At 50.4% G+C, this 19,150-nt stretch carries 4 protein-coding genes; all 4 read left to right on the forward strand.

Going from position 1 to position 19,150, the window contains the following annotated elements:
* Positions 1 to 113 precede the first annotated feature (113 nt).
* The 4 genes from BLO34_RS00005 (at position 114) to BLO34_RS00020 (ending at position 19,145) form a co-directional block, all read left to right on the forward strand.
* Positions 114 to 428 (forward strand): hypothetical protein, encoded by a 315-nt coding sequence (locus BLO34_RS00005; RefSeq protein WP_090751446.1) that lies wholly within the window; start codon positions 114 to 116, stop codon positions 426 to 428.
* Positions 403 to 852, forward strand: a complete 450-nt coding sequence (locus tag BLO34_RS00010; RefSeq protein ID WP_090751448.1) for a hypothetical protein — start codon at positions 403 to 405, stop codon at positions 850 to 852. Before BLO34_RS00005 ends, BLO34_RS00010 begins: the two co-directional genes overlap by 26 nt.
* A gap of 200 nt (positions 853 to 1,052) precedes the next feature.
* Positions 1,053 to 1,301, forward strand: coding sequence for a hypothetical protein (locus BLO34_RS00015; RefSeq protein WP_157686560.1), 249 nt, complete (start codon positions 1,053 to 1,055; stop codon positions 1,299 to 1,301).
* 108 nt (positions 1,302 to 1,409) lie between these two features.
* Entirely contained in the window at positions 1,410 to 19,145 is a 17,736-nt protein-coding gene (locus tag BLO34_RS00020) for a gliding motility-associated C-terminal domain-containing protein (protein ID WP_090751452.1), read from the forward strand.
* The last annotated feature ends 5 nt before the right edge of the window (positions 19,146 to 19,150 follow it).

The following is a 19,150-nucleotide window of genomic DNA, read 5'->3' on the forward strand; positions in this document are numbered from 1 at the left end:
ACTGGACGACAACTATGAGAACACACCGGGATCCGGTGAGGGCATCAGCCCGGAGAACACGGACGGCGCGGACCAGCCAGACTACCTGGACCTAGACAGCGACAACGACGGGCGTGGCAGATGCGACGGAAGGCTTCGATACCAACAGTGACGGTATCGCGGACACGGTACCTGCGAACAGCGACCTGGATGGTGATGGAATCGATGACAACTTCGATACGGACCCGAACACGGCCTACACGGACCCAAGCGGTAACGTAGTGGACACGGATCCCGCCACGGACCTGAACAACACGGATACCACCGACGAGCCGGACTATAGGGATACGGACGATGACAACGATGGCGTACTTACTGATGATGAAGTAATAGATAATAATAACCCAGAAGATTTGGATCTTGATGGATACCGACTATTTGGATGTTGATGATCTGGATGGTGATGGAATTCCAGACTCCGTTGACCTTGATGACGACAACGACGGAATCATAGATACCGTTGAGGATGCCAATAATGATGGAGACAACAACCCGTTTACAGATCCTACAGATACAGATAATGATGGCATTCCAGATTTCCAAGACCAAGACTCAGATAACGATAGCATACCTGATAATGTCGAAAGCCAACCTAGTGTAGGCTACACCACTCCTAGCGGACTAGACGACAACAACGATGGTTTGGATGATGCTTATGCACCTAATGGGATTACTCCCGTAAATACTGATGGAGTAGACGTGCCTGACTACTTGGACGGTGATAGTGATAACGATGGTATTTCAGATATATTGAAGCTTCTGACTTCAACAATGATGGTCTACCAGATGTCGCTTTCGCGAATGTTGATATAGACAACGATGGTTTAGACGACAATTTTGATGGTGATACTACTGGCTATGGAGACCCCAATGGTACTCCAACTACAGGTGATCCGTCCAACGAACTGAACAACACAGATACCACCGATGAGCCGGACTATAGAGATACGGACGATGACAACGATGGCGTACTTACTGATGATGAAGTAATAGATAATAATAATCCAGAAGATTTGGATCTTGATGGGATACCCGACTATTTGGATGTTGATGATCTGGATGGTGATGGGATTCCAGACTCCGTGGACCTTGATGACGACAACGACGGAATCATAGATACGGTTGAGGATGCCAATAATGATGGAGACAACAATCCATTTACAGATCTACAGATACAGATAATGATGGTATTCCAGATTTCCAGGACCAAGACTCAGATAACGATAGCATACCTGATAATGTCGAAAGCCAACCTAGTGTAGGCTACACCACTCCTAGCGGACTAGACGACAACAACGATGGTTTGGATGATGCTTATGCACCTAATGGGATTACTCCATAAATACTGATGGAGTAGACGTGCTGACTACTTGGACGGTGATAGTGATAACGATGGTATTTCAGATATAATTGAAGCTTCTGACTTCAACAATGATGGTCTGCCAGATGTCGCTTTCGCGAATGTCGATAGCGACCAGGATGGACTGGACGACAACTTTGATGGGGATACAACTGGTTATGGCGACCCCAACGGCACACCCACAACAACAGATCCAGCAAACGAGCTCAACAACACAGATACCACCGATGAGCCGGACTATAGAGATACAGACGATGATAACGACACCGTACTTACTGATGACGAAGTAATAGACAACAACAACCCAGAAGATTCTGATCTTGATGGCATACCTAACTATTTGGATAATGATGATAATGATGGTGATGGTGTCCCAGATACGGTAGATGAAGATGATGATAATGATGGTGTTTCTGATGTAATCGAAACAAATGGAGACGACCCTTTCGCGGACAGCGATAACAATGGAATCCCTGATTTTCAAGATGTCAATGCAGCAAATGACTCCAATAACGACGGTATTGTTGATCGATTTGATGCTGATAAAGATGGAGTGATCAATCAATTCGATATTGATGCAGATGGAGATGGTTTGACAGATGTTTTTGAATCAGGAAATAATGCTTTAGATACCAATGCTGATGGTGTGATCGATGATCAGGATACTGGATTCGCAGACGTTGATGGCAATGGTCAATCTGATAATACAGAGGGATCAGTACCTACTGATTCAGATGGTGATACAGCTGCTGATTATTTAGATATTGATTCTGACAATGATGGAATATTGGACAATATCGAAATTCAAGATTTCAACAACCCAAATCCAAGAACAAGAAACGATACCGATGGTGACGGTCTTGATGATGCATATGATTCTGACAATGGAGGAACTCCGATTTTAGTTCCTCAAAATTCGGATACTGATCCTTTCCCTAATTATTTGGATCTAGATTCTGATGATGATGGGATTATCGACAATATAGAATGGCAAACCACTGCTGACTACTTATTACCTACTTCAGATACTGATGGTAATGGTTTAGCAGATAATTATGAGACTTTTTCTGGCAGCGGGATACCAACAAACAGTCCTAATAATGCAGATAGCACAGATCTACCAGACTACCTTGATATAGACTCTGACAATGATGGTCTAACTGACAATGATGAAGTTTACAATTTACCTCCAGCAAATTTTGATGCTGACAACGATGGTTTAGATGATGCGTATGATAGTGATGATGTGAATGGATTAAGCGGTCCTCAAGCAGCATCTAATATGAATATGAACGGTCCAGCTTTGAGCGGAGTTCAGGATTTTCCTAACGTTCAAAATCCTCTAACAGCCGAAGTAGATTTTCGTGATAGTACGGACCCTAATAATCCTGTTGATACAGACTTAGATGGAATTAACGATAACGTTGATATTGATGACGATAATGACGGCATCTTGGATTCTGTTGAATCTTTAGGATTTGTTCCTACTAATAATGCTGCAGATGATTGTGGAAGACCTTCTTCTTCATTTACTTCACCAGTGTATGCGGGTGGTGCTGCTAATGGTACCGTAGGAGCACTTTATAGATTTGATAATGTTGCCACTTATCCTGAAATAGGAGTGGTAGATGCCATTATTGAAATTACTGACATCGTCGGTGGAGCAACCCTTATTACTATTGATAATGATGGCACTGGAGATATAAACGCTTGGCAGCCTGAATTTAATGTTCCTGGTCCTACAGGCAGTTCATCTCAAATGGCCTTCGAGGTAAGGTTCGTATTAGATGGAACTAATACCCAATTTAATGTTGGTAGATTTGGTGGTACGATTTACGACATCGATGGGGCAAATGCGCGCGAGTCAGTCATTTTAAGTCAGCCAGGACTGTACGCAGTCGATAACGAGACGCTACTTACAGTTAATTCAGACGCTTCTTCTGGAGAGGTAACATTTACAGGTCCAGACGACACTTATGTTGGTGTCGACCTTTCTCCTAGACTGGCGACATACTTTAATTATTACGATGCTTCTGAGTTTTCCATTAGATTCTCTGCACAGCTTTTGAGTGCAACTGCAAATACTAATTTGGGCTCAGTTTTATTTGATGTTTGTTCAATTAATGGATTATTTGAGGGTAATACAACTTCTAACAATCCAACTCAAACGGGTCCAGATGGTGTAAGTGAACCATCCGGCCCAGGAACTTTTGCAGTTTACACAGTAAACGATGGAATTGATACTGATGGAGATAACATACCTGATGAATTGGATATCGATTCAGATAATGACGGTATTCCAGACAATCTTGAATCTCAGCCTACTATTGGTTACGTTGCACCAGGAATTGCAGACTCTGACTCAGATGGGTTATTAGACGCTTATGAAGGAGTTAATAACGATGGTACTATGCCAATTGATACTGATGGTGACGGCATATCAGACTATCTGGATCTCGATACTGACGATGATGGTTTCAACGACGATTTGGAATCAGGAAACCCTTTAGCTACTAACAATAATGATTCAGATGGTGATGGCTTGTTGGACGAATATGATTCGATCGATAATACGGGTATCGCATATGCCTCTAATGATAGATATAGTGCTGGTAGCGCAGATTTGAGTAATCAAGATAACCCGGCAACACCTGAAGTTGATTATCGTGAAGCAAGAGACCAAGACCTAGACGGCATCACGGACAGTGTGGATGTTGACGATGATAACGACGGTATATTGGATACGGTGGAGAACGGCGGTGTGGATCCTTTTGGAGACGCAGACGGTGATGGCATCCCTAATTCCAGAGACGTTAATGGAGTCAACGATGCCAATGGCGACGGTGTCGTGGACAGCTTCGATACCGATGGTGACGGGATTATCAATCAGTTTGACCAGGACAGCGACAATGACGGCATTCCTGACAATGTCGAGGGACAGCCTACCGTTGGATACATTACTCCAAGTGGGATAGACAACAACAATGATGGTCTCGACGATGCCTATCCGGTAGGCGGTATCATCCCAGAGAATACCGATGGTACGGATGATCCCGACTATCTGGATACCGACTCCGACAATGACGGCATCCCAGATGTCACGGAAGCGTCAGACTTCAACAATGACGGCGTTGCAGATACCGCTTTCGCGAATGTGGATAGCGACCAGGACGGACTGGACGACAACTTCGATGGCGATACGACCGGCTACGGCGATCCCAACGGTACCCCAACAACAACAGATCCGGCCAACGAGCTCAACAATACCGATGGTACCGATGAGCCGGACTATAGAGATACGGATGACGACAACGATGGCGTAGGTACAGACGTTGAAGTAGTGGACAACAACAACCCGGCAGATCTTGACGGCGACGGCACACCGGACTACCTAGACGTAGACGATGTGGATGGCGATGGCGTACCGGACAGTGCGGACCTAGATGATGACAACGACGGTATCTTGGACAGCGTAGAGGATGCGAACCTTGACGGTGACGACAACCCGTTCACGGACCCTACGGACAGTGACGGTGACGGTATCCCGAACTTTTTGGACCAGGACGCTGATGGTGATGGTATCCCAGACAACGTAGAGGGACAGACCACTGCGGGCTACACGCCACCGAGTGGTGTTGACGCAGACGGCAACGGACTGGACGACAACTATGAGAACACACCGGGATCCGGTGAGGGCATCAGCCCGGAGAACACGGACGGCGCGGACCAGCCAGACTACCTGGATCTGGACAGCGACAACGACGGCGTGGCAGATGCGACGGAAGGCTTCGATACCAACAGTGACGGTATCGCGGACACGGTACCTGCGAACAGCGACCTGGATGGTGATGGAATCGATGACAACTTCGATACGGACCCGAATGGCGCTTACACAGACCCTAGCGGTAACGTAGTGGACACGGATCCCGCCACGGACCTGAACAACACGGATGCCACCGATGAGCCGGACTATAGAGATACGGACGATGACAACGATGGCGTGCCTACCCTTACAGAGGATGTGGACGCAGACGGTGACCCTACCAATGATGACACGGACGGCGACGGTACACCAGACTACCTGGACACGGACGATGACGGTGACGGCGTGGATACGGCTCTGGAGGACTACGATGGGGACAACGATCCGACCAACCAGGACACGGACGCAGATGGTACACCAGACTACCTGGACAGCGATGATGACGGTGATGGCGTGGATACCCAGTATGAGAACCCGAACCCGGATGGCGATGGTAACCCCAATACAGGCGCTACCCAAGACACCGATACCGATACCGTTCCGGACTACCTGGACAGTGATGATGACGGCGATGGGATCAATACGGTCTTCGAGAACCCGAACCCAGACGGAGACGGCAACCCTAACACGGGAGCTACCCAAGACACGGATGGAACAGAAGGACCGGACTACCTGGACACGGACGATGATGGTGATGGACTGGATACGATGGATGAGAACCCAGACCCTAATGGAGACAACGATCCTGCAGATGCATTGGACAGCGACCTTGACGGCACACCGGACTACCTGGACGTGGACGATGTGGATGGTGATGGCGTACCAGACAGTGCAGACCTGGACGATGACAACGATGGTATACTGGACAGCGTAGAGGACGCGAACCTTGACGGAGACGACAACCCGTTCACGGACCCGACGGACACTGACGGCGATGGCATCCCGAACTTTTTGGACCAGGACGCTGATGGTGATGGTATCCCAGACAACGTAGAGGGACAGACCACTGCGGGCTACACGCCACCGAGTGGTGTTGACGCAGACGGCAACGGACTGGACGACAACTATGAGAACACACCGGGATCCGGTGAGGGCATCAGCCCGGAGAACACGGACGGCGCGGACCAGCCAGACTACCTGGATCTGGACAGCGACAACGACGGCGTGGCAGATGCGACGGAAGGCTTCGATACCAACAGTGACGGTATCGCGGACACGGTACCTGCGAACAGCGACCTGGATGGTGATGGAATCGATGACAACTTCGATACGGACCCGAATGGCGCTTACACAGACCCTAGCGGTAACGTAGTGGACACGGATCCCGCCACGGACCTGAACAACACGGATACCACCGATGAGCCGGACTATAGAGATACGGACGATGACAACGATGGCGTTCCTACCCTTACAGAGGATGTGGACGCAGACGGTGATCCGACCAACGACGACACGGACGGTGACGGTACACCAGACTACCTGGATAGTGACGATGACGGTGACGGCGTGGACACGGCCCTAGAGAATTACGATGGGGACAACGATCCCACCAACCAGGACACGGACGGCGACGGTACACCAGACTACCTAGACACTGATGATGACGGTGATGGCGTGGATACCCAGTACGAGAACCCGAACCCGGATGGTGACGGCAACCCTAACACGGGCGCTACCCAAGACACCGATACCGATACCGTTCCGGACTACCTGGACAGTGATGATGACGGTGATGGGATCAATACGGTCTTCGAGAACCCGAACCCAGATGGAGACGGCGACCCTAACACGGGCGCTACCCAAGACACGGATGGAACAGAAGGACCCGACTACCTGGACACGGACGATGATGGTGATGGACTGGATACGATGGATGAGAACGCGGACCCTAATGGAGACAACGATCCTGCAGATGCATTGGACAGCGACCTTGACGGCACACCGGACTACCTGGACGTGGACGATGTGGATGGTGATGGCGTACCAGACAGTGCAGACCTGGACGATGACAACGACGGTATCTTGGACAGCGTAGAGGACGCGAACCTTGACGGAGACGACAACCCGTTCACGGACCCGACGGACACTGACGGCGATGGCATCCCGAACTTTTTGGACCAGGACGCTGATGGTGATGGTATCCCAGACAACGTAGAGGGACAGACCACTGCGGGCTACACGCCACCGAGTGGTGTTGACGCAGACGGCAACGGACTGGACGACAACTATGAGAACACACCGGGATCCGGTGAGGGCATCAGCCCGGAGAACACGGACGGCGCGGACCAGCCAGACTACCTGGATCTGGACAGCGACAACGACGGCGTGGCAGATGCGACGGAAGGCTTCGATACCAACAGTGACGGTATCGCGGACACGGTACCTGCGAACAGCGACCTGGATGGTGATGGAATCGATGACAACTTCGATACGGACCCGAATGGCGCTTACACAGACCCTAGCGGTAACGTAGTGGACACGGATCCCGCCACGGACCTGAACAACACGGATACCACCGATGAGCCGGACTATAGAGATACGGACGATGACAACGATGGCGTTCCTACCCTTACAGAGGATGTGGACGCAGACGGTGATCCGACCAACGACGACACGGACGGTGACGGTACACCAGACTACCTGGATAGTGACGATGACGGTGACGGCGTGGACACGGCCCTAGAGAATTACGATGGGGACAACGATCCCACCAACCAGGACACGGACGGCGACGGTACACCAGACTACCTAGACACTGATGATGACGGTGATGGCGTGGATACCCAGTACGAGAACCCGAACCCGGATGGTGACGGCAACCCTAACACGGGCGCTACCCAAGACACCGATACCGATACCGTTCCGGACTACCTGGACAGTGATGATGACGGTGATGGGATCAATACGGTCTTCGAGAACCCGAACCCAGATGGAGACGGCGACCCTAACACGGGCGCTACCCAAGACACGGATGGAACAGAAGGACCCGACTACCTGGACACGGACGATGATGGTGATGGACTGGATACGATGGATGAGAACGCGGACCCTAATGGAGACAACGATCCTGCAGATGCATTGGACAGCGACCTTGACGGCACACCGGACTACCTGGACGTGGACGATGTGGATGGTGATGGCGTACCGGACTCGGCAGACCTTGACGATGACAACGATGGTATACTGGACAGCGTAGAGGACGCGAACCTTGACGGAGACGACAACCCGTTCACGGACCCGACGGACACTGACGGCGATGGCATCCCGAACTTTTTGGACCAGGACGCTGATGGTGATGGTATCCCAGACAACGTAGAGGGACAGACCACTGCGGGCTACACGCCACCGAGTGGTGTTGACGCAGACGGCAACGGACTGGACGACAACTATGAGAACACACCGGGATCCGGTGAGGGCATCAGCCCGGAGAACACGGACGGCGCGGACCAGCCAGACTACCTGGATCTGGACAGCGACAACGACGGCGTGGCAGATGCGACGGAAGGCTTCGATACCAACAGTGACGGTATCGCGGACACGGTACCTGCGAACAGCGACCTGGATGGTGATGGAATCGATGACAACTTCGATACGGACCCGAATGGCGCTTACACAGACCCTAGCGGTAACGTAGTGGACACGGATCCCGCCACGGACCTGAACAACACGGATACCACCGATGAGCCGGACTATAGAGATACGGACGATGACAACGATGGCGTTCCTACCCTTACAGAGGATGTGGACGCAGACGGTGATCCGACCAACGACGACACGGACGGTGACGGTACACCAGACTACCTGGATAGTGACGATGACGGTGACGGCGTGGACACGGCCCTAGAGAATTACGATGGGGACAACGATCCGACCAACCAGGACACGGACGCAGATGGTACACCAGACTACCTGGACACCGATGATGACGGTGATGGCGTGGATACCCAGTATGAGAACCCGAACCCGGATGGTGACGGCAACCCTAACACGGGCGCTACCCAAGACACCGATACCGATACCGTTCCGGACTACCTGGACAGTGATGATGACGGTGATGGGATCAATACGGTCTTCGAGAACCCGAACCCAGATGGAGACGGCGACCCTAACACGGGCGCTACCCAAGACACGGATGGAACAGAAGGACCGGACTACCTGGACACGGACGATGATGGTGATGGACTGGATACGATGGATGAGAACGCGGACCCTAATGGAGACAACGATCCTGCAGATGCATTGGACAGCGACCTTGACGGCACACCGGACTACCTGGACGTGGACGATGTGGATGGTGATGGCGTACCGGACTCGGCAGACCTTGACGATGACAACGACGGTATACTGGACAGCGTGGAGGACGCGAACCTTGATGGAGACGACAACCCGTTCACGGACCCGACGGACACTGACGGCGATGGCATCCCGAACTTTTTGGACCAGGACGCTGATGGTGATGGTATCCCAGACAACGTAGAGGGACAGACCACTGCGGGCTACACGCCACCGAGTGGTGTTGACGCAGACGGCAACGGACTGGACGACAACTATGAGAACACACCGGGATCCGGTGAGGGCATCAGCCCGGAGAACACGGACGGCGCGGACCAGCCAGACTACCTGGATCTGGACAGCGACAACGACGGCGTGGCAGATGCGACGGAAGGCTTCGATACCAACAGTGACGGTATCGCGGACACGGTACCTGCGAACAGCGACCTGGATGGTGACGGAATCGATGACAACTTCGATACGGACCCGAACACGGCCTACACGGACCCAAGCGGTAACGTAGTGGACACGGATCCCGCCACGGACCTGAACAACACGGATGCCACCGATGAGCCGGACTATAGAGATACGGACGATGACAACGATGGCGTGCCTACCCTTACAGAGGATGTGGACGCAGACGGTGACCCTACCAATGATGACACGGACGGCGACGGTACACCAGACTACCTGGACACGGACGATGACGGTGACGGCGTGGATACGGCTCTGGAGGACTACGATGGGGACAACGATCCGACCAACCAGGACACGGACGCAGATGGTACACCAGACTACCTGGACAGCGATGATGACGGTGATGGCGTGGATACCCAGTATGAGAACCCGAACCCGGATGGCGATGGTAACCCCAATACAGGCGCTACCCAAGACACCGATACCGATACCGTTCCGGACTACCTGGACAGTGATGATGACGGCGATGGGATCAATACGGTCTTCGAGAACCCGAACCCAGACGGAGACGGCAACCCTAACACGGGAGCTACCCAAGACACGGATGGAACAGAAGGACCGGACTACCTGGACACGGACGATGATGGTGATGGACTGGATACGATGGATGAGAACGCGGACCCTAATGGAGACAACGATCCTGCAGATGCATTGGACAGCGACCTTGACGGCACACCGGACTACCTGGACGTGGACGATGTGGATGGTGATGGCGTACCGGACTCGGCAGACCTTGACGATGACAACGACGGTATACTGGACAGCGTGGAGGACGCGAACCTTGATGGAGACGACAACCCGTTCACGGACCCGACGGACACTGACGGCGATGGCATCCCGAACTTTTTGGACCAGGACGCCGATGGTGATGGTATCCCAGACAACGTAGAGGGACAGACCACTGCGGGCTACACGCCACCGAGTGGTGTTGACGCAGACGGCAACGGACTGGACGACAACTATGAGAACACACCGGGATCCGGTGAGGGCATCAGCCCGGAGAACACGGACGGCGCGGACCAGCCAGACTACCTGGACCTAGACAGTGACAACGACGGCGTGGCAGATGCGACGGAAGGCTTCGATGTGAACAATGACGGTATCGCGGACACGGTACCTGCGAACAGCGACCTGGATGGTGACGGAATCGATGACAACTTCGATACGGACCCGAACACGGCCTACACGGACCCAAGCGGTAACGTAGTGGACACGGATCCTGCCACGGACCTGAACAACACGGATACCACCGATGAGCCGGACTATAGAGATACGGACGATGACAACGATGGCGTTCCTACCCTTACAGAGGACGTGGACGCAGACGGTGACCCGACCAACGACGACACGGACGGTGACGGTACACCAGACTACCTGGATAGTGACGATGACGGTGACGGCGTGGACACGGCCCTAGAGAATTACGATGGGGACAACGATCCGACCAACCAGGACACGGACGCAGATGGTACACCAGACTACCTAGACGAAGACGATGATGATGATGGTTTCCTTACAATTAATGAAGGAGCAGACCCTAATGGTGATGGAAATCCAAATGATGCGATCGATACTGATTCTAATGGTATCCCGGATTATCTAGATCCAGATATACTGGATACGGATGGAGATGGTGTCATTAACAGTATTGACATTGACGACGATAATGATGGAATTCTAGACACTGTTGAAGGAACCAATGATAGTGATCTTGATGGGATCATTGACTCATTAGATCAGGATGCAGATGGAGATGGAGTTCCAGATAATGTAGAGGGACAACCTACGGTAGGTTACATATTACCATCTGGAATTGATAGTGATAATAATGGTCTTGATGATGCTTATGAAGTAAGCCCAGGATCTGGAGAAGGAGTAACTGTAGAGGATACAGACCTTGACGCTGTTCCTGATTACCTTGATCTTGATAGTGATGATGATGGTATTGTAGATGGAACAGAGGCATTTGATTTTGATAGTAATGGACTTCCAGATATTCTTCCTTCTAATAATGATGTAGATCAAGATGGTATTGATGACTCTTATGATGGAGATACTAACGGCTATGCTGACCCTAATGGTGCTCAAGTAGATACTGATCCTCTTGCCGATCTAACAAATACAGATGGTGCTGATGATTTAGATTATAGAGATACTGATGATGATAATGATGGAATTTTATCCCAAGATGAATCTAATGATCCTAATAATGATGGATTAGCAGACGATGCTAATGATTCTGATGGTGACGATACCCCAGATTATTTGGATCCTGATAATGCAGATAATGATGGTGACGGTATACCTAACAACATTGATATTGATGATGACAATGATGGTATCATTGATACTGTTGAAGGTAATGGAGATTTTGATGGTGACGGTATTATCGATTCATTAGATCAAGATTCTGATGGTGATGGGATTCCTGATAATGTGGAGGCCCAAACGACAGCAGGATATGTATTCCCAATTGGAGTTGATTCTGATGACAACGGTCTGGATGATGTTTACGAAAGCTCTCCTGGAGCAGGGGAAGGAATAACACCAGAAAATACTGATGGTGACGGTAATCCAGATTATTTGGATATCGATTCAGACAACGATAATGTTGATGATTTCATAGAAGCCTTTGATTTTAACAACGATGGTTTTCCTGATATCGCTTTCGCGGAAGCGGACATAGATCAAGATGGTTTGGATGACGCATTTGATGGTAATACTACTGGATATTCTGACCGTAACGGTGGTGTTGTAGAGAATGATCCAGCGACTGATCTCAATAATACAGATGGTACAGATGAATTGGATTATCGTGATACTGATGATGACAATGATGGTTTACTCACTTTTAATGAGAATCCTGATGTTGATGGAGATGCTAATACCATTGATCCAAATGATGCAGATGGAGATACGATTCCAGACTACCTAGATTTTGATGATAATGATCAAGATGGAATAGGTGATGGTAACGACATTGACGACGACAATGACGGTATTCTTGATACTGTTGAAGGAACAGCAGATTTTGACAACGACGGTATTATAGACTCTCTCGATCAAGACTCTGATGGAGATGGCATTCCAGACAATGTTGAGGCTCAATCTACATCAGGTTACTTAACTCCTAGTGGAAATGATACAGACGGCAATGGTCTTGATGATAGCTATGAATCGACCCCTGGAAATGGTGAAGGAATCACACCAAACAATGAGGATGGTGATGGCAATCCAGATTATCTAGATGTCGACTCAGACAATGATGGTGTATTTGACGCGATCGAGGGTTACGATTATAATAATGACGGTATAAGTGATATCGCTTTCGCGAATGTTGACTCAGATCAAGATGGTTTGGATGATGCATTTGATGGCGATACAACTGGATACGGTGATCCTAATGGACTACAGGTTGTAAATGACCCAGCGTCAGATCTTAATGATACAGATGGCGATGCAGTCAGCGGCAACCCATTGAATAACTTGGATTTTAGAGATGTCGACGACGATAATGATGGTATACCTACCCTAGATGAAGATCTAAACGGTAATAACGATTATACAGATGACGATTCTGATAACGACGGTATTCCTAATTATCTGGATCTTCCTGATAATGATCAAGATGGCATTCCAGACGTTACAGATTTAGACGATGATAATGATGGTATTGTAGATACTATAGAAGGCAATTTGGACACCGATGGTGATGGCATACCGGACAGTCTTGATATCGACAGTGATGGCGATGGTATCCCTGACAACGTGGAAGCACAGCCTACGGATGAATATGTAGCTCCAAGTGGTGTTGATGCAGACAACAATGGTCTGGATGACGTATATCAGCCAGCTCTTGGAGGTAGAACTGGTATTACACCAATAGACACTGACAACGACGGAACACCGGATGCATCAGACCTAGATTCTGACGATGATGGTATATCGGACAACGAGGAAGCCTATGACACACCACCAAGTGGCGTGGACAGCGATGGCAACGGACTGGACGATCAGTACGAGACTCCAAACCCGGCAGACCCTTATTCAGATGTAAACGGAGACCTGGACAATGGAGCATCGGACACGAACAATGACGATGACCCAACGACAGGTGAAGTGGACTACCGTGAGAACCCAACCGATACGGATGGCGATGGTGTAGCTGACAACGTGGACCTTGATGATGACAACGATGGTATCCTTGATACCGATGAGCCAATGGGCGACACTGATGGTGATGGTATCCCGGACAGTCTGGACATCGACAGTGATGGTGATGGTATCCCAGATAATGTAGAAGCACAGCCTACGGATGACTATGTAGCTCCAAGTGGCGTTGATGCTGATGGTAATGGAGTGGATGATGCCTATGATGCGGCACCACTAGGGCCAGGAGTAGACACGGACAATGACGGAACACCGGATGCATCAGACCTAGATTCTGACGACGATGGTCTATCGGACAACGAGGAAGCGTATGACACACCACCAAGTGGCGTGGATAGCGACGGCAATGGATTGGATGATCAGTACGAGACTCCGAACCCGTCAGATCCTTATGCAGATGTAAACGGAGACCTTGACAATGGAGCATCTGACACGAACAATGACGATGACCCAACGACAGGTGAAGTGGACTACCGTGAGAACCCAACCGATACGGATGGCGATGGCGTAGCTGACAACGTGGACCTTGATGATGACAACGATGGTATACTAGATACGGACGAGCCAATGGGCGACAACGATGGTGACGGCATACCGGACAGTCTGGACATCGACAGTGACGGTGATGGAATCCCGGATAATGTGGAGGCACAGCCTACGGATGACTATGTAGCTCCAAGCGGCGTTGATGCCGATGGCAATGGAGTGGATGATGCCTATGATGCGGCACCACTAGGACCAGGAGTAGACACGGACAATGATGGAACACCGGACGCATCAGACCTTGACTCTGACGATGATGGTATATCGGACAACGTGGAAGCCTATGATACACCACCAAGTGGCGTGGATAGCGATGGCAACGGACTGGATGATCAGTATGAGACTCCGAACCCGGCTGATCCTTATGCGGACGTAAACGGAGACCTTGACAATGGAGCATCTGACACGAACAATGACGATGACCCAACGACAGGTGAAGTGGACTACCGTGAGAACCCAATTGATACGGATGGCGATGGCGTTGCTGACAACGTGGACCTTGATGATGACAACGATGGTATCCTTGATGCTGATGAACCAATGGGCGACACCGATGGTGACGGCATACCAGACAGTCTTGACATTGACAGTGACGGCGACGGAATTCCGGACAACGTAGAAGCACAGCCTACGGATGACTATGTAGCTCCAAGTGGCGTGGACGCTGATGGCAATGGAGTGGATGATGCCTATGATACGTCACCACTAGGGCCAGGAGTAGACACCGACAATGACGGTACACCGGACGCATCAGACCTAGACTCTGACGACGATGGTATATCGGACAACGAGGAAGCGTATGACACACCACCAAGTGGCGTGGATAGTGATGGCAACGGACTGGATGATCAGTATGAGACTCCTAACCCTGCTGATCCCTATGCGGATGTAAACGGAGACTTGGACAACGGAGCATCGGACACGAACAATGACGATGACCCAACAACAGGTGAAGTGGACTACCGTGAGAACCCAATTGATACGGATGGCGATGGCGTTGCTGACAACGTGGACCTTGATGATGACAACGACGGTATACTTGATATCGATGAGCCAATGGGAGACACCGATGGTGACGGTATCCCAGACAGTCTGGACATCGACAGTGACGGTGACGGAATACCGGACAACGTGGAGGCACAGCCTACGGATGACTATGTAGCTCCAAGTGGCGTTGATGCCGATGGTAATGGAGTGGATGATGCCTATGACGCAGCACCATTAGGGCCAGGAGAAGACACCGACAACGACGGTACACCAGACGCATCAGACCTAGACTCTGACGACGATGGTATATCTGACAACGTGGAAGCCTATGATACACCACCAAGTGGCGTGGACAGCGATGGCAACGGACTGGACGATCAGTACGAGACTCCAAACCCGGCAGACCCTTATTCAGATGTAAACGGAGACCTGGACAATGGAGCATCGGACACGAACAATGACGATGACCCAACGACAGGTGAAGTGGACTACCGTGAGAACCCAATTGATACGGATGGCGATGGCGTTGTTGACAACGTGGACCTTGATGATGACAACGATGGTATCCTTGATATCGATGAGCCAATGGGCGACACCGATGGTGATGGCATCCCGGACAGTCTGGACATCGACAGTGACGGTGATGGAATCCCAGATAATGTGGAGGCACAGCCAACGAATGACTATGTAGCTCCAAGTGGCGTTGATGCCGATGGTAATGGAGTGGATGATGCCTATGATGCGGCACCACTAGGGCCAGGAGTAGACACGGACAATGACGGTACACCAGACGCATCAGACCTAGACTCTGACGATGATGGTATATCTGACAACGAGGAAGCGTATGACACACCACCAAGTGGCGTGGACAGCGATGGCAACGGACTGGACGATCAGTACGAGACTCCGAACCCGGCAGACCCTTATTCAGATGTAAACGGAGACCTGGACAATGGAGCATCGGACACGAACAATGACGATGACCCAACGACAGGTGAAGTGGACTACCGTGAGAACCCAACCGATACGGATGGCGATGGTGTAGCTGACAACGTGGACCTTGATGATGACAACGATGGTATCCTTGATACCGATGAGCCAATGGGCGACACTGATGGTGATGGTATCCCGGACAGTCTGGACATCGACAGTGATGGTGATGGTATCCCAGATAATGTAGAAGCACAGCCTACGGATGACTATGTAGCCCCAAGTGGCGTTGATGCCGATGGCAATGGAGTGGATGATGCCTATGATGCGGCACCACTAGGGCCAGGAGTAGACACGGACAATGACGGTACACCGGACGCATCAGACCTAGACTCTGACGACGATGGTATATCGGACAACGAGGAAGCCTATGACACACCACCAAGTGGCGTGGACAGTGATGGCAACGGACTGGACGATCAGTATGAGACTCCTAACCCGGCAGACCCTTATGCGGATGTAAACGGAGATCTGGACAACGGAGCATCGGACACGAACAATAACGATGACCCAACGACAGGAGAAGTGGACTACCGTGAGAACCCAATTGATACGGATGGCGATGGCGTTGCTGACAACGTGGACCTTGATGATGACAACGATGGTATCCTTGATGCTGATGAACCAATGGGCGACACCGATGGTGACGGTATCCCAGACAGTCTAGACATCGACAGTGATGGTGACGGAATCCCAGATAATGTGGAGGCACAGCCTACGGACGACTATGTAGCTCCAAGTGGCGTTGATGCCGATGGCAATGGAGTGGATGATGCCTATGATGCAGCACCACTAGGGCCAGGAGTAGACACGGACAATGACGGTACACCAGACGCATCAGACCTAGACTCTGACGATGATGGTATATCTGACAACGAGGAAGCGTATGACACACCACCAAGTGGCGTGGACAGCGACGGCAATGGACTGGACGATCAGTACGAGACTCCTAACCCGGCAGATCCCTATGCGGATGTAAACGGAGACCTGGACAATGGAGCATCGGACACGAACAATGACGATGACCCAACGACAGGTGAAGTGGACTACCGTGAGAACCCAACCGATACGGATGGCGATGGCGTAGCTGACAACGTGGACCTTGATGATGACAACGATGGTATCCTTGATACCGACGAGCCAATGGGCGACACCGATGGTGACGGCATACCGGACAGTCTGGACATCGACAGTGATGGTGATGGCATCCCGGATAATGTGGAGGCACAGCCTACGGATGACTATGTAGCTCCAAGTGGCGTTGATGCCGATGGCAATGGAGTGGATGATGCCTATGATGCGGTACCACTAGGGCCAGGAGTAGACACGGACAATGACGGTACACCAGACGCATCAGACCTAGACTCTGACGACGATGGTATATCGGACAACGATGAAGCCTATGACACGCCACCAAGTGGCGTGGACATTGATGGCAACGGACTGGATGATCAGTACGAGACTCCTAACCCGGCAGATCCTTATGCGGATGTAAACGGAGACTTGAACAATGGAGCATCGGACACGAACAATGACGATGACCCAACGACAGGTGAAGTGGACTACCGTGAGGTAGAAGTTTTATTAGATACTGACGGTGATGGTATTCCAGATGAAGTTGATTTAGATGACGATAACGATGGTATTCTTGACTCACTAGAAGGTGATGGAGATTCTGATGGCGATGGAGTCATTGATTCTTTAGACCAAGACAGTGATAACGATGGTATTCCAGATAATGTTGAAGGACAAACTATGGATGACTACATACTACCTTCAGGGATTGATAGTGATGGTAACGGACTTGACGATGCTTATGAGGATAGCCCAGGTAGTGGTGAAGGAATCGATCCTATTGACTTTGATGATGATGGATTGCCAGATTATCTAGATGAAGATTCTGACGATGATGGGGTACCTGATTCTATTGAAGGCTTTGACTTTGATCGTGATGGCGTTGCAGATATTGTTCCTTCTGGAGATGATGTTGATGGCGATGGGTTAGATGATGCGTTTGATGGAGATACCAGCGGTTATGGTGATCCTAATGGTATTGTTGTGATTGATTCTCCAGCAGATGATCTCAATAATACAGATGGTGATGACCAACCTGATTATCGAGATATTGATGATGACGGTGACGGCTTACTTACAAATATCGAAGATGGCAACGGCAATGGAAACTTTGCTGATGATGACAGCGATGGAGATGGTACACCAGATTACCTTGACTCAGACCTTAGAGATATTGAGATATTCAATGTTCTGACACCTAATGATGATGGTGACAATGATTTCTTGCTAATAAGAGGTATAGAAAACTTTGAGAACAACGTTCAGATTTTCAATCGTTGGGGTGTCGAGGTGTTTAACGTAGATAACTATGACAACCAGGCAAACGTATTCAGAGGTATCTCTGAAGGTAGAGCTAACGTTGCTCAAGGTGAATTGCTCCCAGTTGGAACATATTATTATGTGATCAACTATGTGAACGATAACAACCAGACGGTCAACCTTGCAGGTTATTTATACATAAATCGATAGATGAA

The organism is Nonlabens sp. Hel1_33_55 (genome assembly GCF_900101765.1).
Lineage (GTDB): Bacteria > Bacteroidota > Bacteroidia > Flavobacteriales > Flavobacteriaceae > Nonlabens.